The organism is Mesorhizobium bavaricum, assembly GCF_056781655.1.
The window spans coordinates 881,891-898,610 of sequence record NZ_CM165566.1; the positions used below are offsets into that span (position 1 = coordinate 881,891).

Here is a 16,720-nt window from a genome sequence, read left to right on the forward strand (position 1 = left end):
TCATCCCTGCCCGAACCAGTCTTCGATGAAGCGCTGATAGATTTGTGTCAGCGTTTCGAGATCGGCAATGGCGACGCGCTCGTCGACCATGTGCATGGTCTTGCCGACCAGCCCGAACTCGACCACCGGGCAATAGTCCTTGACGAAACGCGCATCGGAGGTGCCGCCCGAGGTCGACAGCGTCGGCTCCTTGCCGACCGCCGACTTGATCGAGCCGCGGAGCGTTTCGATCAACTTGTCGTCGCGGGTCAGGAAGACATGGCTCGGCCGGTCGCGCCAGACGAGGTCATAGTCGACCGGCGTCTTCTTGCCGGCCCGGTACTTCTTGCGTTTGGCCGCCTGATCGAGGCGATTGTGGATTTCCGCCTGGACGGTCTCGGCCGTCCAGGTGTCGTTGAAGCGGATGTTGAAGGTCGCGGTCGCCTTGGCCGGAATGACATTGGTGGCCGGGTTGCCGACATCGATGGAGGTGACCTCCAGATTGGTCGGCTGGAAATCCCTGGTACCCTTGTCGAAGACAGGATGCAGCAAGGCGTCGACCAGACTCATCAGCCCGCGCACCGGATTGTCGGCAAGCTGCGGGTAGGCGACATGGCCCTGGCGGCCATTGACGGTGATGGCGCCGGACATCGAGCCGCGGCGGCCGATCTTGATCATGTCGCCAAGCGCGTCCGGGTTGGTCGGCTCGCCGACGATCGAGGCATCCCATTTCTCGCCCCTGGAAGCCGCCCATTCGAGCAGCTTGACCGTGCCGTTGATGGCCGGCCCTTCCTCGTCGCCAGTGATCAGCAGCGAGACTGACCCCTTCGGGCCGCCATTCTTTTCGACATGGCGCGCCACGGCGGCAATGAAGCAGGCAATGCCTCCCTTCATGTCGACAGCGCCACGGCCGTACATCTCGCCATTGGCGATTTCGGCGCCGAAGGGCGGATGCGTCCAGGCGGCTTCGTCACCGACCGGCACCACGTCGGTATGGCCGGCGAACATCAGATGCGGGCCGTTGCCGGAACGCCTTGCATAGAGGTTCTCGATATCCGGCGTGCCGTCTTCTGAGAAGACCGGGCGATCGACCAGGAAGCCGAGCGGTTTCAGCATCGTCTCCAGCGCGGTGAGCGCGCCGCCTTCGGCGGGCGTCACCGAAGCACAACGGATAAGGGCAGCAAGGTTTTCGGCGGGATCGGTCGGAAGCGTCATGGCAAAAGCGATAATCGAAAGCGGGGGGCCTGTCACGGCCAGACATAAGGGCCAGTGATGGCGCCGACATTATGGTTTTCATGTCGTATAGTTGCGGCCCGGTGCGGAGCGACAGATGGCAAACGCGGACAGAAGGATCGTCGTTGCCGGCGCCGGCAGCATCGGTTGCTATGCCGGCGGCTGCCTGGCGCTCGCCGGACGGCGGGTTACCCTGTTGGCGCGGCCGCGCATCGAGGCGGCGTTGCGGCTGGGCGGACTGCGGATCAGCGACCTCCAGGGCCGCGACCGCTCGGTCAAGCCGGAGGCGCTTGTCGTCACCGCCGATCCGGCTGTCGTCCTGCCGGAGGCGGATGTGATCCTGGTGACGGTCAAGAGCGGCGCGACGCAGGATATGGCAGACCTCATCAGGGCCCACGCCCGCCCCGGTGCGGTGGTGATCAGCCTGCAGAACGGCGTCAACAATGCCGACAGGCTGCGCACCGGGGTCGACGGCCGAACGGTGCTGGCCGGCATGGTGCCGTTCAATGTGGTGCAGTCTCGCGACGGCGAGCTGCCGCTGCGCGTGCATCGCGCCAGCGACGGCAAGGTGATGATTGAAGACGGCGACGCCGGCCTGGTCAGCCTTCTCGGCGTCGAAGGGTTTGCGGTCGAGGCGCATGGCGACATGAGGGCCGTGCTGTGGGGCAAACTGCTGATGAATTTGAACAATGCGCTGGTGGCGCTGTCGGGCCTGCCGCTGGCAACGGAGCTCGCCGACCGTCGCTGGCGGCTGATCCTGGCCGGCCAGATCGACGAGGCGCTCACGGCGATGAAAGCGTCCGGCATCGGGCCGGCGCGGATCGCCGGCTTGCGGCCGGCGCTGCTGCCGACGGTGCTCAGGCTGCCGGACTGGCTGTTCAGGCTGCTGGCGCGGCGCATGCTGGCAATCGACCCGCAAGCCCGCTCGTCGATGTGGGACGACCTGCAGCGCGGCCGACCGACGGAGATCAATGAATTGCAGGGGGCTGTCCTGAGCCTCGCCGAAAAGGCGGGTACGCCGGCACCCGTGCTGAAAAGGGTTACCGCGCTGGTGCGCGAGGCGGAAGCGAGGCGGCCTGGGTCGCCGGGGCTGGCGCCCGAGCAGGTTGCTGCCCCGCCGGGTGGGCGTCGATCAGCGTGATCTTCTGCCAGATCTTGCGCGACAGGTTGGATGCCAAGTTCTCGATGTCGTTGACGCCGTCGATGACCACGTCGTCATTGACCGACTGCGCGAACAGCGCCGCGATCTTGCCGGTGATCGACAGCATTTCGGAGCAATAGTCGAGGTAGCGCGCCAAGTCGGCGGCATTGGTGATGCGGGCCGGCGAGTGCGAGGTCGGCTTGAAGTTGACTGAGAGGGCTGCCGGATCCTTGGTCAGCTGGTGCATGTCGATGACATGGATCAGCGAGCGCAGGCCGTGCAGCTGGCGAAACACCCGCTTGCGCTTGATGCGCTCCTCGGTGCGGATCAACGCCAGGAAGCCGAGCACAGCGAGGATCATCATGTTGATCGTGGCTTCAATGCCTTGCACCGACTGCACCGCATCATCGGACTGGGAGATGTGAATGAGCGGCAGGATGGTGCCGACGAACAGGAAGATCAGCGCGCCGGCGACGACGGCGGCGACGATGAGCCCGCGCAGCCACCAGATCGGCGCTTCGAGCGCCTGAGCCGCCTTGGTCAGATCGCGTGACAGCGACACCAGTTCGGCGGCGACGCCGCGCAGTCCGGCCTCGGGAAAACGCTCGGCGACGCGGCCCTCCAGCCGTTCGGCGGTGTCGATAATCAGTTTCGGATCAAGCGTGCGGTAGCGCATGGCTGTTGGCGCTCAGGAGTCTGCCGGCTCGTTGGTGCGCCGGCCGTAGCGGTTGGGTCCAGGCTGCCCTGGAAACAGGCACAAGACAAGGAAGGCGACGATCGAGACCACCGGCACGAAAAGGATCAGCGCGGCAATGCCCGGCTTGTCGAGGTCGTGCAGCCGCTTCACCGCCAGCACGATGTTCGACCACAGCGAGGCGATGAAGGCGATGAAGAAGATGAACGACCACATGTTGCTCTCGGCCGAGCCTTCCGGCACCAGCGTGAAGCGGTAGAGCGGAAAGGCCTGTATGATGGCGACGAGCAACCCGCCAAGAAAATAGGCCGCGCGACTGACGCGGCCCGAGGTTTTGAAGAAAAGCCAGGTGAGATTCGATCTGTCAGGCAAGCGGGTCCGGTCCATATTGATTGGCACCCCTGGTGCCTTCGAGAATGCCGCACTCGACCAGAAACCAGATCCCGCCGATGATCGGCACGAGGATGATCAGGCTCCACCAGCCGGACTTGCCGCGATCGTGCCAGCGCTTGGCGTAGACGGCGAAGATCGAATAGAGCATGGCGAGCGAGTAGAGCAAATAGATAAAGCCGTAGGGCATTTGGTTGAACGTCGTGCCGAGTATGTTGTCGAGGATCATCGCGATGATCCCGCCGACAAACACAACGCCGACACAAGCCCAGAACTTGGCACGGTTGATGCGACCCTCGTAGCTGGTCAGCAGATACTTCCAGTCCATGTCACCCCTCCATCAGTCACGCGCGACTCATTGTCGCGCCGGCGGAAGGTGCGTCCGTTTCCGGAAAAGATCAATCGCGCAGCAATTCGTTGATCGAGGTCTTCGAGCGGGTCTTGGCGTCGACACGCTTGACGATGACGGCGCAGTAGAGGCTTGGCCCCCAGTTTTCGCCCGGCACGTTCTTGCCCGGCATTGTACCAGCCACCACGACCGAGTTGGGAGGCACTTCGCCGTAGAAGACCTCACCGGTGGCGCGGTCGACGATCTTGGTCGACTGGCCGATGAAGACACCCATGCCGAGCACCGAGCCTTCGCGCACGATGCAGCCTTCGACCACTTCCGAGCGCGCGCCGATGAAGCAATTGTCCTCGATGATGGTAGGACCGGCCTGCATCGGCTCCAGCACGCCGCCGATGCCGACGCCCCCCGACAGATGCACGTTCTTGCCAATCTGGGCGCAGGAGCCAACCGAGGCCCAGGTATCGACCATGGTGCCGCTGTCGACATAGGCGCCAACATTGACGAAGGATGGCATCAGCACTGCGCCCGGCGCGACATAGGCGGAACGGCGCACGATCGACGATGGCACGGCGCGGAAGCCGGCCTTCTCGAAGTCCACGGCGCTCCAGCCGTCGAACTTCGACGGCACCTTGTCCCACCACACGGCCTGGCCGGGGCCGCCCTTTATGATCTCCATCGGGTTGAGCCGGAAGGACAACAGCACGGCCTTCTTCAGCCACTGGTTGACGTGCCACTTGCCGTCGGCCTGCCGCTCGGCGACGCGGGCGGTGCCGCGGTCGAGCAGGTCGAGCGCCGACTGGATGGCGTCGCGCGTCTCGCCACGGGTCGCAGTCGAAATCGTGTCGCGTTCCTCGAAGGCCTTCTCAATGGTCTTTTCGAGGCTCGCCAGATCGGGCTTCGACATGAATTCGCTCCATTACCAAGCTGTTAAGGGGCTGCGCCTTAACCTGTTTTGAAAGTCGCGCGGACCCCTGGCAGGCTTTGCCTGCCAGGGTCTTTGCATGTAGCAGGTTCTTGTCGCAAAACCGCCGGACACTTTTGCGGAACCTGCTTATGTTAAGGCTCAATGGGGGTCAATCGCGGCTGCGCCATGGGACGGCGCAACTGAAGAATTTGGACGGGTAAGACAATTATGACTCCTATGGAAAAGGCGGGATGGACCCCGCTGCCGCATTCGGACGAGGATCTGGAGCGGTCGAAGAGCGTGCCGGACACGCCGCAGACGCGTGCCGAGACATACCGGCTGGCCTGGAACGATCCCGAATTCATGACGCGGCGCGAATTGCGCGCGGTCAGGCTGCAGCTCGAACTCTTGAAACCGGAAATGATCCTGGCCGAACGGGGCATCCGTTCAACGGTGATCCTGTTTGGCGGCGCACGCCTGCCGGAGCCCGGCGGCGAGGCCTGGGCGGCCAAGAACGAGACGCAGAGGAAGAACCTCGAGGAAAACAGCAAATATTACGAGGAGGCGCGCAAGTTCGCCCGCCTCTGCTCGCAGCAGTCGGCTGCTTCATATTACCGCGAGTATGTCGTAGTGACCGGCGGAGGGCCCGGCGTGATGGAAGCGGGAAACCGTGGCGCCGACGACGTCGGCGCGCCGTCGATCGGCCTCAACATCGTCTTGCCGCATGAGCAGGCCCCGAATATCTACGTGACGCCGGAGCTCTGCTTCAACTTCCACTATTTCGCCATCCGCAAGATGCATTTCGTCATGCGCGCCAAGGCTGTCGCGGTGTTTCCCGGCGGCTTCGGCACGATGGACGAATTCTTCGAGACACTGACCCTGATCCAGACCGGGCGCATGGAGCGCGTGCCGGTGATCCTGTTCGGCAAATCCTTCTGGAAACGGGCGATCGATCTCGATTTCCTCGCCGAACAGGGCACGATCAGCCCCGGCGACCAGGACATCATCGACTTCGTCGACACCGCCGACGAAGCCTGGGGGATCATCAGCCGCTTCTACAATTTGTGAGAGCAGGCAACGTCCCGCCGAACACGGACGAACCTACGCCGTAACTTCGACGATCGCCGTCAGGAAGCTCGCCAGATCGTCGGTGACGAAATCGACATCATCCTCGTTGGCCGGGTCGCGCTCCCAGATCTCGGAAAAGGTCGGCTCGAAATTGCGTGGCACCACGAGCACCGTGGTCATGCCCAGCGACTTCGGCACCGCAAGGTTGCGGGCAAGATCCTCGAACATCACCGCATTGTGGCCGGTGACGGCGTGAAGTTCGGCGAACTTCTCGTAGGTCTGGCGCGCCGGTTTGGGATTGAGCCCGGCGGCGACGATATCGAAGATGTCGTCGAAATGGTCGAGAATGCCGAGCTGGCGCGCGGTGCGTTCGGCGTGCCTGCGGTCGCCATTGGTGAAGATGAACTTGCGGCCCGGAAGCTGGCGGATGGCGGTGCCGAGAACGGGATCGGGCACCAGCCATGAATAGTCGATGTCATGCACCTTCTCGAGGAAATCGTCGGGATCGATGCCGTGGCGTGTCATCAGCCCGTTCAACGTCGTGCCGTATTCCTGATAGAGCTCCTTCTGCAACTTGCGCGCTTGCTCTCGCGGCAGCGCCAGCAGTTCGCCGACATAGGCGGTCATATTGACGTCGATCTGCGAGAACAGATTCGAATGATGCGGATAGAGCGTGTTGTCGAGGTCGAACACCCAGTCGGTGACATGGGCGAAGCGGGCGGGATCAGGCAGCGTGGTCATGCGCTCCTTATGGCATGAAACGGACATTCCGAAAGAGACTTTATCCACAACTTCTACGCGTCAAGAGTGGCGGAAATGGCACCACGATTCAAATTTTAGGCATCCGGGAAAGGTGACCTTCAGGGCTTGCTGGCAGAGAGACAGACCTGTGGGAGCCCGCGATGAACAGCATAATTCTGAGATCCGCCGCCGTTGCTTTTGCCTCTGTCGCGGCCTCTCTCCTGCTGACGCTGATCATCGTCCCGGCGATGGGATTTCCGGTCAACCGCACCATCTGGCTGACCTCCACGCTGTGTCCGCTGGTCCTCGCATGGGTCGCCAGCGCGAGCACTTTCTGGCAAAGCGACAGGCTGAAAAGCGCGCATCGCGATCTCGCCCGAGCCCATGCCCAGCTCGCCGCCGCGCATCGCCGCCTGGCGGAAAAGGCGAGCCGCGACGACATGACCGGCATGCTCAACCGGGAAAACTTCTTTGCCGCGCTCGAGGGCTCCCGCCGCAAGTCCGATCGCGGCGCATTGCTGATCATCGACGCCGACCACTTCAAGAGGATCAACGACAATTTTGGCCACCTGACCGGCGATGACGCGCTGCTTCTGATCGCCAGCGCGATCGAGCGCGGCGTGCGCGGCGGCGATGTGCTCGGCCGCATCGGCGGCGAGGAGTTCGGCGCCTTCCTGATCGGTGCCACTGACCAGGAGGCCAAGCGCGTCGCCGAGCGCATTCGCCGCGAGGTCGAGCTGATCCGTTTCCGGCCCGTCGACGAGCGGACCGTTCCGCTCACGGTCAGCATCGGCGGGACCGTCTGTGGCGAGGATATCAGCGTATCGGACCTGATGCGCGCCGCCGACCGGCACCTTTACCAGGCCAAGCACCGGGGCCGCAATCTGACGATCCTCGATACGGACATTTCCGAAGCGGCGTGATCAGCCGGTCGATCCGCTACCCGGCCCGTTAACGAAATTCTAACCCTGTTCGCACTCGGTTGCGCCGTTTACCCGGCTTTCGCTGCTTTGCGGCTAGGCTGGCACGATACTGGCTTCTGCCGCGATGCATGTGTCGTTCCGGGACCTGTCTTTCCGGGAGCGCCCTGCGTAGCCGAGGCCCCCACCCGAGAGACCAGTCGCCATGAGTTTCTTCATCAAGAAAATATCCCGCCGCACGATCATGCAGGCGCTCATCGCATTGCCCGCCCTGTCCTTGTTCCGCACGCTGCCTGATGCCGATGCCTCGCATTCCGATCCAACCCGGGCCGATCCAACCCGGCCCGACCCGAACGAGATCGTCGAGGTCAATGGCTGGATCCTGAAGCGGAGCGATCTGGCATGATCTTCGACAACTATGAGGCGTTTCGCGCCGCCAACTTCACCGCCAAGGTCTGCATCCTCGGCTCCGGCCCGGCCGGCACCACCATTGCGCGCAAGCTTGGCGCCGCGGGCATTCCTGTCGTGGTGCTCGAGGCCGGCTCCCGTGAATTCAGCGACGAGTCGCAGGATTTCTACCGTGGCACCACGGTGGGCGATTTCTACTTCGATCTCGACGTTACGCGGCTGCGGTTCATGGGTGGCAGTTCGAACCACTGGGCAGGCTGGTGCCGCGTGCTCGACAAGCAGGATTTCGAGCCGAAGGCCTGGGCGCCCGACACGGGCTGGCCGATCCGCCGCACCGACATCGAACCCTATCTGCGGGAAGTGCACGATATCCTCGAACTTCCCAATTTCCAGCCGGATGTACCGGTCTCCGACGACATTCGCTGGGTGCAGCTGATCAAGAGCCCGGCGGTGCGCTTCGGCGAAAAATTCGCCGACGAGCTCGACAGGAGCGGAAACATCGCGGTCGTGCTCAACACCTACGCCACTGAACTTGCCGGCGACGGCAAGCGGGTGACGGGCGCCAGGCTGTGGTCCAACGGGCAGGATGCCGGATCCTTCAGTGCCGACTATTTCATTGTCTGCACCGGCGGACTGGAGAATTCGCGACTGCTTTTGTGGTCGAACCAGCGCTCGAACGGCGGTGTCGTGCCGAATGCGACGGCGCTTGGCCGCTACTGGATGGAGCATCCGACCTTCGAGGGCGGCAATGCCATCCTGGACGACTATGGCGAGTTCGAGGTCGATGCCGTCAACGAGGCCTTCTTCTCGCCGACGCTTGCCGCCATGGAGCGCCTGCAGATCATGAATTTCGGCATCAGGCTGATCGAGACGCCGTATCCGGGCGTCAAAAGCCTGATCGCCGACCTCGCCTGCACGGCCCCCGACATGGCCGAGTGGATGTCCTCCAAGCTCAGCCAGAACCTGCGCTGCGCGGCCCAGCTCTATGTTGCCTGGGAACAGGCGCCGATGGCCTCCAACCAGATCGAGCTGTCGAAGACCGATGTCGACCATGCCGGCGTGCCGCGCATCGAGCTGCACTGGATGAAATCGGAACTGGAACGCCGCACCCTTCTCGAAGGGCTGAGGCTGTTCGGCACGACGCTGATCGAGAAGAATCTCGGCCGGGTGCGCATTGCCGACTGGATCGCCAATGGCGGCGACTACCCGACCAATGACGAGACGGCGGGCCATCACCATATGGGTGGCACGCGCATGGGCACCGACGTCACCAAGAGTGTGGTCGACGCCAACTGCAAGGTGCACGGCATGGACAACCTCTATGTCGGCGGCTCCTCGGTGTTCTGCACATCGGGCGAATGCAATCCGACGACAACGATCACCGCACTGGCCTGCCGGCTGGGGGACCATCTGAGCAAGGTGGTCACCGTCTGACGGTTCCAACGTCTCGGGATGTCGAAGCATCTCGACAATACCGGCGCCAATGATGGCGCCGGTAGATGCGCGGCATGGCTCAGAAGCCGTAGACGGCGATGCGCACCAGCACCGCGGCAGCGGCCAGCGCCACGAGCAGAATGCCGAGGCCGATGGGGGAGCCCCAGCCATACCATTCCAGCGCCAGCTTGGCATATTTGAATTCTTCCTCATGCGAGAGGGGCGGGCGCTGTTGAATCAAGCTCATTTTTTTACTCCATGGTGGCGGCCGGCTCTTGCCTTGTGGGCGCTGCGACCGCATATTGTTGAGACAGTCTAAATGTTAGACAGATTGATAGTTAGATGATCGAAGTAAATTCGTCAAGCGGGAATCGTGCCGAAATGACGACGGCCATCGGTCTTGCGATCATGCAATGGCAGGACGCGACGCAGGCCTACGACGAAGCGGTGGGGACGAGGCTCGGGCTGAATACGGCGGAGCGGCATTGCCTGGGACTGCTGTATGGCGGCCCGCAATCGGCCGGCGCGATCGCCACGGCGACCGGGCTGACGCCGGCCGCGGTGACCGCGTTGATCGACCGGCTGGAGGCACGCGGCCTGCTGACGCGCACGCGCAGTCTCGAGGACAGGCGCAAGGTGGTGATAGAGGCAACCGAGGCCACGCGGGAGCTGTCGGCGCGCTATTACGGCGCCATCGCGCGGGAAGGCGAAAAGGTGATCGAGACCTTCAGCGACGCCGAGCTCGCCACCATATCGCGCTTCGTCAAAGCCGCACTCGACCTGCAGTGCGACCAGCTGGCGCGGCTGAAGGCCGAGGCCGGCTAATGCATGTCGCTCAAAAGTGGCCCGGTTTTTGAGATAACGACATGCATAGAAGCAAAACTTAAAGCGGGTCGCAAGAATCCGTTTCGACGCGACGCGCTTTAAGCCGTCAGACCGTCGCCGGATCGAGCGCCGGCTGGCCCTTGCGGCGCGCGACGATCGCCTCGAAATCGGCGGTCTGGAAAGCATCGCGCAAGGCGTCGAACGACGGCAGCACGAAATAGGCGCGCTGGAACTTGTCGATCTCGTAACCCGTCCGCATCACCGTTTCGAGGTCGAAGGGCACGTGGTGAGCGTCCTCGCCGTCGACGGCGAACTGCAATTCGGTAAACGACGACATCAGGCCGGCGCCAAAGGCTTTCAGCTTCTGGCCGCTCTCCTGCATCAGGCCATATTCGGCCGTGTACCAGTAGAGCCGGGTGATCATCTCGTCGCCGCCCAGCGCAATGATGTCGCCGGCCTTCTCGCCGTACATCTGCATGAAGTCGGCGAACACCGGTTGCGACAGCACCGGCACGTGACCGAAGAAATCATGGAACATGTCAGGCTCGACGATGTAGTCGAGTTCCTGCCTGGTCCGCAGCCAGTTGGTGACCGGGAATCGGCGGTTGGCGAGGTGGTCGAAAAACGGTGCCGCGGGAATAAGACCCGGTACGGCGACGATCTCCCAGCCGGTCAGCTTGCGCAGCTTGACGCTGACGTCGTCGAAGTCGGGGATGCGGTCGAGCAGGCCGAGCTTCTCGACGCCGTCGAGATAGGAGTGGTGGGCGAGCTTGCGCGTCAGTTTGGTCTGGCGGTCGCACAGCGTGCGCCACACCGCCTGTTCCTCGGCGCTGTAATTGTAGCCCTGCGAGACGGTGAAATCGGCACGGCAGACCGAATAGTCGCCGCGCAACCCTTGTGCCGCGCAGTCGCGGGCGTATTCGGCAACGCTCATCGTGGTCATGGTTCTTCTCCTCGCAAATCATGAATGGCGAATGTGCCGCAATCCTAACCGGATTTTCCGAGGCAAATCGGTTTTGATGATGGCTCGAACGCGATATTCGAGATAAGATTCACTCGAAAATCGCATCAGGGGAGTGACAATGCCTCAGTTCGATGATTTCGAGATAAAGATGCTCGATGTCCTGCAACGCGACGGGCGCAAGCCGGTATCCGAGCTGGCGCAAGAGATCGGCCTATCGACGACGCCCTGCGCGCGGCGGTTCGAAGCGCTGCAGGAGGCCGGTATCATCAAGGGCTTTGCCGCGGTGATCAGCCGGCGCGCTGTCGGCCTGATGGTCGAGGTGTTCATCCAGGTTCGCCTCGTCAGTCACAGCGACGGCTCGCCCGAAAGCTTCATTGCCGCCGTGCAGCGCATGGACGAGGTGTCTTCATGCTGGACGATGACCGGCGACCACGATTTCCTGCTGCATGTCATGGTGCCGTCGGTCGACGAGCTCAACGCCTTCGTCATGCACCGGCTGATGCGGCTCGACGGCGTGCGTGACGTCCACACCCAGCTGGTGTTGCAGAACATCAAGGGCCCCGGCCACGTGCCGCTCGGCCACCTCAGGCGGTGATGATGCTCGCCCACGGCATTCCTGCGGAAAAGCTGCACGCAAACTGCTGAAACGGGCCAAGCGCGCGTCCATATCGCCGGCCAGCATGCGCGGACCAACCATCCCAGGGGTCCGCCATGAAAATCGTCCTGATCAATCCACCTCACACCGCCATAGGCAGCCGCGTGCCCGACGATCACCTGCCGCCACTTGGCCTGTTGGCGCTGGGCGGGCCGCTGATCGATGCCGGGCATGAGGTGCGGCTCGTCGACGCCGAATTCGGGCCGATGCCGCTCGACATGGTGGTGTGCAACGCACTCGACGATGATCCCGATTTCGTCCTGATCGGCCATTCCGGCTCGACCTCGGCGCACCCGACCGCCTTGCTCATCGCGCGCATGATCAAGCAGCGCGAACCGGCGACCATCGTCATCTATGGCGGCGTGTTCCCGACCTATCACTGGCGCGACATCCTCGCCGCGACGGACGCCTTCGACTTCATCGTGCGCGGCGAGGGCGAGGCGACCGTCGTGGCGCTGGTCGAGGCGCTGGAAATGCACCAACCGCCGGCGAGCGTGGCCGGCATCGCCTTTCGCGACGATCTGCGCCGCCCCTTCGCCACCCAGCCGGCGATGACCATCGCCGATCTCGACGCCTACCGCGTCGGGTGGGAGCTGATCGACCACAGGCGCTACAGCTATTGGGGCGGCAAGCGTGCAGTGGTCATGCAGTTTTCGCGCGGCTGCCCGCATCTGTGCAACTATTGTGGCCAGCGCGGCTTCTGGACCCGCTGGCGGCATCGCGATCCGGTGAAACTCGCCAAGGAGATCGCCTGGCTGCATCGCGAGCACGGCGTCGAGCTGATCAACCTCGCCGACGAGAATCCGACGGTTTCGAAGAAGGCCTGGCGCTCCTTTCTCGACGCCATGATCGCCGAGAACGTGCCGGTGCTGATCGTCGGCTCGACCCGCGCCGACGACATCGTGCGCGATGCCGACATCCTGCATCTCTACCGCAAGGCCGGCGTCATCCGCTGGCTGCTCGGCATGGAAACCACCGACGAACAGACGCTGCAACTGATCCGCAAGGGCGGCAGCACCTCATCCGACCGCGAGGCGATCCGGCTGTTGCGCCAGCACGGCATCCTGTCGATGGCGACCTGGGTGGCCGGTTTCGAGGACGAAGGTTTTCGCGACCTATGGCGCGGCTTTCGCCAGCTCATCGCCTACGACCCGGACCAGATCCAGGCGCTGTATGTGACGCCGCATCGCTGGACACCGTTCTTCAGGATCGCGCGCGATCGCAAGGTGATCCAGAAGGATGCCCGACTGTGGGACTACAAGCACCAGGTGCTGCAGATGACCAGGCTGAAGCCGTGGATGCTGTTCTTCAGCGTCAAGCTGATCGAACTGGCGGTGCAGTCGCGGCCGAAGGCGCTGGCCCGCATCCTGTTTCACAAGGACCCCGAGCAGCGGCATTCGATGCGCTGGTACACGCAAATGGGCCGCCGCGTCTGGTTCCGCGAGGTCTGGGGATTTGTGGCCCGCGACGGCCGGGTGAAAGACGGCCCGACGCTTGCCGAGTTCTGGGGCGCGCCGCAGGACGCCGAGGAGGAATCGATGACCGTTCGCCGCCCGGCGCGCAAGCTGGCTTTGCCTGGGATCCCGATCTCGCCCAATGCCTGACCGCTCGATGAGCTTGGCCCGTGGCTAACGTCACCTCTGAAAAATAACATACGGCGCGTATGCGTATTGACATACGCTCCGTATCCACCCACATCGGGCATACGGGGCGTATGTCAATAGCCGCCCCGGACAGTGGAGCGCAGCGATCCAAGACCCTGAAGCCTTGCGACCGGCTCTCGCCTTCCCGGCGAAGCCATTTCGCGATCGTCGGGGGTTGGGTCTGCCTTGTCTAGATGGAGTGAAACTATGACCAAACGCGACGCGATCTTCCCTGCCGGCCGGCAGGCCCTCTATGAGATCAACCGCTATTCGGCGGCGATCCGCTCGGGCGACTTTCTGTTCGTCTCGGGCCAGGTCGGCAGCCGGGAGGACGGGTCGGCCGAGCCGGTCTTCGAAAAGCAGGTCCAGCTTGCCTTCGACAATCTCGCGGCCGTGCTGAAGGCCGCCGGCTGCACGTTCGACGACATCGTCGACGTGACCACGTTCCACACCGATCCGGCCACGCAATGGCCGGCGATTGACGCCGTTCGACTGAAGGCGTTCGGCGAGCCGCCCTACACGAACTGGACCGCGGTCGGCGTAAACTGGCTGGCGGGATTCGACTTCGAGATCAAGGTCATCGCGCGCCTTCCCCAATCCGCCTGATAGATTGGCAGCAAGCTGCCAAGAGGGTCGCTCAGGGCACGATCAGCGTGCCGGCGCCGTGTTCGGTGAACAGCTCAAGCAGCACCGAATGCGGCGTCTTGCCGTTGAGGATGACGACGCCTTCGACGCCGCGCTCGATCGCTTCGATACAGGTCTCGACCTTGGGGATCATGCCGCCGGAGACCGTGCCATCCCTGATCAGCGCCTTGGCCTCGGCCACCGTCAGTTCGTCGATCAGCTTCTTGTTCTTGTCGAGCACGCCGGGCACGTCGGTCAGGAACAGCAGGCGTGTCGCCTGGCAGGCGCCGGCAATGGCGCCGGCGAAAGTGTCGGCGTTGATGTTGTAGGTGTGGCCGTCGCGGCCCGGTGCCACCGGCGCCAGCACCGGGATCATTTCGGAGCGCGCCAGAAGGTCGAGCAAGGTGCGGTCGACCTCGACCGGCTCGCCGACGAAGCCAAGATCGAGCACGCGCTCGATGTTGGAGTCCGGATCGATCATCGTCTTGCGCGCCTTTTCGGCAAAAACCATGTTGCCGTCCTTGCCGCACAGGCCGATCGCCCATTCACCCTCGGCATTGATCAGCGCCACGATCTCCTTGTTGATCGAACCGGCCAGCACCATCTCGACGATCTCGACCGTCTTCTGGTCGGTGACGCGCAGGCCGCCCTCGAACTTCGATTCGATACCCATCTTGGCCAGCATGGCGCCGATCTGCGGACCGCCGCCATGGACGACAATCGGATTGACGCCGGATTGTTTCAAGAGCGCGATGTCACGGGCGAAAGCCTTGCCAAGCTCGATATTGCCCATGGCGTGACCACCATATTTCACCACGACGGTCTTGTTCTCGTAGCGCTGCATGTAGGGCAGCGCCCGCGAAAGCAGGGCGGCCTGCATTTCGGCGGTGGCGGTTATCTCCGTCATCGGCTTGGTTCCCGGCTTTTGGTTTATGCATGTCGTTGTCCCAAAACCGCTGGGCACTTTTGGGCGACATGCACTGGGTTTATGCATGTCGTTATCCCAAAACCGCTGGACACTTTTGGGCGACATGCACTTGGAAAGGACGGCGGCGTCTTAGCGGGAATTGGCGCCAGCCGCAAATGGCTTTGCTGTCATATTCGAGCGCCTCACGACCTCGTCATCATGACGGCACTCTCAGCGGCGCCCTGCGGCCCAGCCAACCCGAGATCTTCTCCATCTGCGCGGCAAGCGACAGCAGCGTCTCCTCGTCGCCCGGACGACCCGCCGCCTGGATGCCGAGCGGCAGTCCGGCGTCGGTGACATGGACGGGCAATGCGATCGACGGCTGGCCGCTGACATTCTGGATCGCCGGCCAATGGGTGAACCAGAGGCTCTTGTCCATCATCTGGCCGAACAATGGCTTCAGCTTCAGCAAGGCGCTGAGATGAAGCCTGTCGAGCAGGTTTTCGATGAGTTCGTCGGCGCCTTTCGGGTCCATGGCGCCGCAGGCGAGTGGCGGGTGCGCAATGATCGGCATCAGCACGGCATCATACTGCGCAGTCCCTTCGATCAGCTGTCTCGAGATAGCATGCAGCCGCTGCAGGCCGGCATAGGTCTCGCCGGCCGACAGATGTTCGCCGAAGCGGGCGACGACCCGCGTCGCCCGCTCGATGTCGCCCAAAACGGAACGGCCGACACGCAGCGCTTCGGCCCGCATCGTGCCGGCGACGGCCGAGGCCACGCTGCCGGCAAAATCAGCCAGGAAATCGCGCCCGATAAAGGGCAGGTCGATGTCCTCGACGGTATGACCGCCCTCGCGGGCGAGCGCCACCGCCGTGTCGAGCGCCACAAGCGTCTCGGCCGAGACCGGCAGGCCGAGCGGCGATTTGCGGTACACGGCCAGCCTGAGCTTGCCGGGATCTCGTGCGGCAGCAGCGGCGAAGCTGCCTTTCGGCGGCAGCGCCGCATAGGGCGATAAAGGGTCGGGACCGTGGGTGAGGTCGAGCAGCAGCGCACAATCGCGCACCGAGCGGGTGAGCGCATGGTCGACCACCATGCCGTACCAGCTCTCGCTCACCAACGGCGTCAGCGGTATGCGGCCGCGCGACGTCTTGAGGCCGACAAGTCCGGTGCAGGCGGCAGGCACCCGGATCGAGCCACCGCCATCGGAGGCATGCGCGACCGGCACGACGCCGGCAGCGACCAGCGCCGCCGCACCGCCGGACGAGCCGCCGCTGGTATGGCCGGTGTTCCAGGGATTGCGGGTGATGCCGAAGGCCTTGGATTCGGTCACCAGCCGCAGCCCGTGTTCCGGCGACGTCGAGGTGACGATCGGGATGAGCCCGGCGGCGAGATAGCGGTCGGTCAGCACCGAATTGACATCGGCCAGCCATGCCGGAATGCGGCTGCCGCCATGCGTCGGCACGCCCTTGATGGCGATGCCGAGGTCCTTGATGGCGAAAGGAATGCCGGCCAGCGGCAGCGAGCGGTCGACAGTCTTTGCGCGGGCCCGCGCGGCATCATAGAGCGGCTCGGCGGTGGCGTTGATGTCGGGACGGGTGGCCTCGGCACGGGCGATGGCCGCTTCGGTCAGTTCAACCGGCGAAACTTCACCCTTGCGGACCAGATCGGCGAGGCCGGTTGCGTCTTGCGCCCACAGTGTATGTTCAACCGACATGCGCATTCCCCCCGTCGCTAAAGGCAAGCTAGAGCATGATCGCGAAAAGTGGAAACCGGTTTTCTCGGACAAACGGAACCCGTTTGTCCAGAGATCATGCTCAAATGAACAGATGGAGCCAGTGGCG

At 63.5% G+C, this 16,720-nt stretch carries 19 protein-coding genes; 9 read left to right on the forward strand and 10 right to left on the reverse strand.

Going from position 1 to position 16,720, the window contains the following annotated elements; translation table 11 throughout:
* Positions 1–1,194, reverse strand: coding sequence for a succinyl-diaminopimelate desuccinylase (dapE, locus tag AC1RZR_RS04195; RefSeq protein ID WP_481827727.1), 1,194 nt, complete (start codon positions 1,192–1,194; stop codon positions 1–3).
* A 115-nt stretch (positions 1,195–1,309) separates the two neighbouring features.
* Between dapE and AC1RZR_RS04200 the strand changes: the two genes are divergently transcribed.
* The gene (locus AC1RZR_RS04200; RefSeq protein WP_481827728.1) at positions 1,310–2,353 is read left to right on the forward strand and encodes a 2-dehydropantoate 2-reductase; all 1,044 of its coding nucleotides are present in this window, start codon (positions 1,310–1,312) and stop codon (positions 2,351–2,353) included.
* Here the strand turns inward: AC1RZR_RS04200 and AC1RZR_RS04205 are convergent.
* From AC1RZR_RS04205 to dapD, 4 genes are all read right to left on the reverse strand, one after another.
* Entirely contained in the window at positions 2,253–3,029 is a 777-nt protein-coding gene (locus AC1RZR_RS04205) for a hypothetical protein (RefSeq protein WP_481827729.1), read from the reverse strand. The two genes, AC1RZR_RS04200 and AC1RZR_RS04205, sit on opposite strands and share 101 nt — an antisense overlap.
* A 12-nt stretch (positions 3,030–3,041) precedes the next feature.
* Positions 3,042–3,419 carry a DUF805 domain-containing protein gene (locus AC1RZR_RS04210; RefSeq protein ID WP_481827730.1) on the reverse strand — a complete coding sequence of 126 codons (378 nt, stop codon included), beginning with the start codon at positions 3,417–3,419 and terminating at the stop codon, positions 3,042–3,044.
* Positions 3,412–3,765 (reverse strand): DUF805 domain-containing protein, encoded by a 354-nt coding sequence (locus tag AC1RZR_RS04215; protein ID WP_477268376.1) that lies wholly within the window; start codon positions 3,763–3,765, stop codon positions 3,412–3,414. Before AC1RZR_RS04215 ends, AC1RZR_RS04210 begins: the two co-directional genes overlap by 8 nt.
* A gap of 70 nt (positions 3,766–3,835) precedes the next feature.
* Positions 3,836–4,690, reverse strand: coding sequence for a 2,3,4,5-tetrahydropyridine-2,6-dicarboxylate N-succinyltransferase (gene dapD / locus AC1RZR_RS04220; protein ID WP_379105039.1), 855 nt, complete (start codon positions 4,688–4,690; stop codon positions 3,836–3,838).
* A gap of 228 nt (positions 4,691–4,918) precedes the next feature.
* On the opposite strand from dapD, the gene AC1RZR_RS04225 reads away from it, so the two are divergent.
* Complete coding sequence (locus tag AC1RZR_RS04225) at positions 4,919–5,758, forward strand: LOG family protein (RefSeq protein WP_477268379.1); 840 nt, start codon at positions 4,919–4,921, stop codon at positions 5,756–5,758.
* Between the two features lie 33 nt (positions 5,759–5,791).
* Here the strand turns inward: AC1RZR_RS04225 and AC1RZR_RS04230 are convergent, their stop codons facing one another.
* Positions 5,792–6,499, reverse strand: coding sequence for a pyrimidine 5'-nucleotidase (locus tag AC1RZR_RS04230; protein WP_481827731.1), 708 nt, complete (start codon positions 6,497–6,499; stop codon positions 5,792–5,794).
* A 161-nt stretch (positions 6,500–6,660) separates the two neighbouring features.
* Between AC1RZR_RS04230 and AC1RZR_RS04235 the strand changes: the two genes are divergently transcribed.
* From AC1RZR_RS04235 to AC1RZR_RS04245, 3 genes are all read left to right on the forward strand, one after another.
* On the forward strand, positions 6,661–7,422 hold the full coding sequence (locus tag AC1RZR_RS04235) for a GGDEF domain-containing protein (RefSeq protein ID WP_477268383.1): 762 nt from the start codon (positions 6,661–6,663) through the stop codon (positions 7,420–7,422).
* Between the two features lie 202 nt (positions 7,423–7,624).
* Positions 7,625–7,825 carry a hypothetical protein gene (locus AC1RZR_RS04240; RefSeq protein ID WP_481827732.1) on the forward strand — a complete coding sequence of 67 codons (201 nt, stop codon included), beginning with the start codon at positions 7,625–7,627 and terminating at the stop codon, positions 7,823–7,825.
* Complete coding sequence (locus AC1RZR_RS04245) at positions 7,822–9,261, forward strand: GMC oxidoreductase (RefSeq protein ID WP_481827733.1); 1,440 nt, start codon at positions 7,822–7,824, stop codon at positions 9,259–9,261. The genes AC1RZR_RS04240 and AC1RZR_RS04245 overlap by 4 nt, the downstream gene beginning before the upstream one ends.
* Before the next feature lie 79 nt (positions 9,262–9,340).
* Here AC1RZR_RS04245 and AC1RZR_RS04250 read toward each other — a convergent pair whose 3' ends face one another.
* Entirely contained in the window at positions 9,341–9,508 is a 168-nt protein-coding gene (locus AC1RZR_RS04250; RefSeq protein WP_477268389.1) for a hypothetical protein, read from the reverse strand.
* Positions 9,509–9,603: 95 nt separating this feature from the next.
* On the opposite strand from AC1RZR_RS04250, the gene AC1RZR_RS04255 reads away from it, so the two are divergent.
* Positions 9,604–10,086: a MarR family winged helix-turn-helix transcriptional regulator gene (locus AC1RZR_RS04255; RefSeq protein ID WP_481827734.1), complete on the forward strand. Its 483-nt coding sequence runs from the start codon at positions 9,604–9,606 to the stop codon at positions 10,084–10,086.
* 106 nt (positions 10,087–10,192) lie between these two features.
* Here AC1RZR_RS04255 and phhA read toward each other — a convergent pair whose 3' ends face one another.
* A complete protein-coding gene (gene phhA / locus AC1RZR_RS04260; RefSeq protein ID WP_481827735.1) occupies positions 10,193–11,029 on the reverse strand; it encodes a phenylalanine 4-monooxygenase in 837 nt (278 codons plus the stop codon).
* Positions 11,030–11,168: 139 nt separating this feature from the next.
* On the opposite strand from phhA, the gene AC1RZR_RS04265 reads away from it, so the two are divergent.
* The 3 genes from AC1RZR_RS04265 to AC1RZR_RS04275 all read left to right on the forward strand — a co-directional run bounded on the left by AC1RZR_RS04265 (position 11,169) and on the right by AC1RZR_RS04275 (position 13,954).
* Positions 11,169–11,645, forward strand: a complete 477-nt coding sequence (locus AC1RZR_RS04265) for an Lrp/AsnC family transcriptional regulator (protein WP_027040109.1) — start codon at positions 11,169–11,171, stop codon at positions 11,643–11,645.
* 116 nt (positions 11,646–11,761) lie between these two features.
* Positions 11,762–13,309 carry a magnesium-protoporphyrin IX monomethyl ester anaerobic oxidative cyclase gene (bchE, locus tag AC1RZR_RS04270; RefSeq protein WP_481827736.1) on the forward strand — a complete coding sequence of 516 codons (1,548 nt, stop codon included), beginning with the start codon at positions 11,762–11,764 and terminating at the stop codon, positions 13,307–13,309.
* Between the two features lie 246 nt (positions 13,310–13,555).
* Complete coding sequence (locus tag AC1RZR_RS04275) at positions 13,556–13,954, forward strand: RidA family protein (protein ID WP_477268398.1); 399 nt, start codon at positions 13,556–13,558, stop codon at positions 13,952–13,954.
* Positions 13,955–13,985: 31 nt separating this feature from the next.
* Here AC1RZR_RS04275 and argB read toward each other — a convergent pair whose 3' ends face one another.
* Both argB and AC1RZR_RS04285 read right to left on the reverse strand, forming a co-directional pair.
* A complete protein-coding gene (gene argB, locus AC1RZR_RS04280; RefSeq protein WP_379105064.1) occupies positions 13,986–14,879 on the reverse strand; it encodes an acetylglutamate kinase in 894 nt (297 codons plus the stop codon).
* Between the two features lie 217 nt (positions 14,880–15,096).
* On the reverse strand, positions 15,097–16,593 hold the full coding sequence (locus AC1RZR_RS04285) for an amidase (RefSeq protein WP_481827737.1): 1,497 nt from the start codon (positions 16,591–16,593) through the stop codon (positions 15,097–15,099).
* Positions 16,594–16,720: the final 127 nt, after the last annotated feature.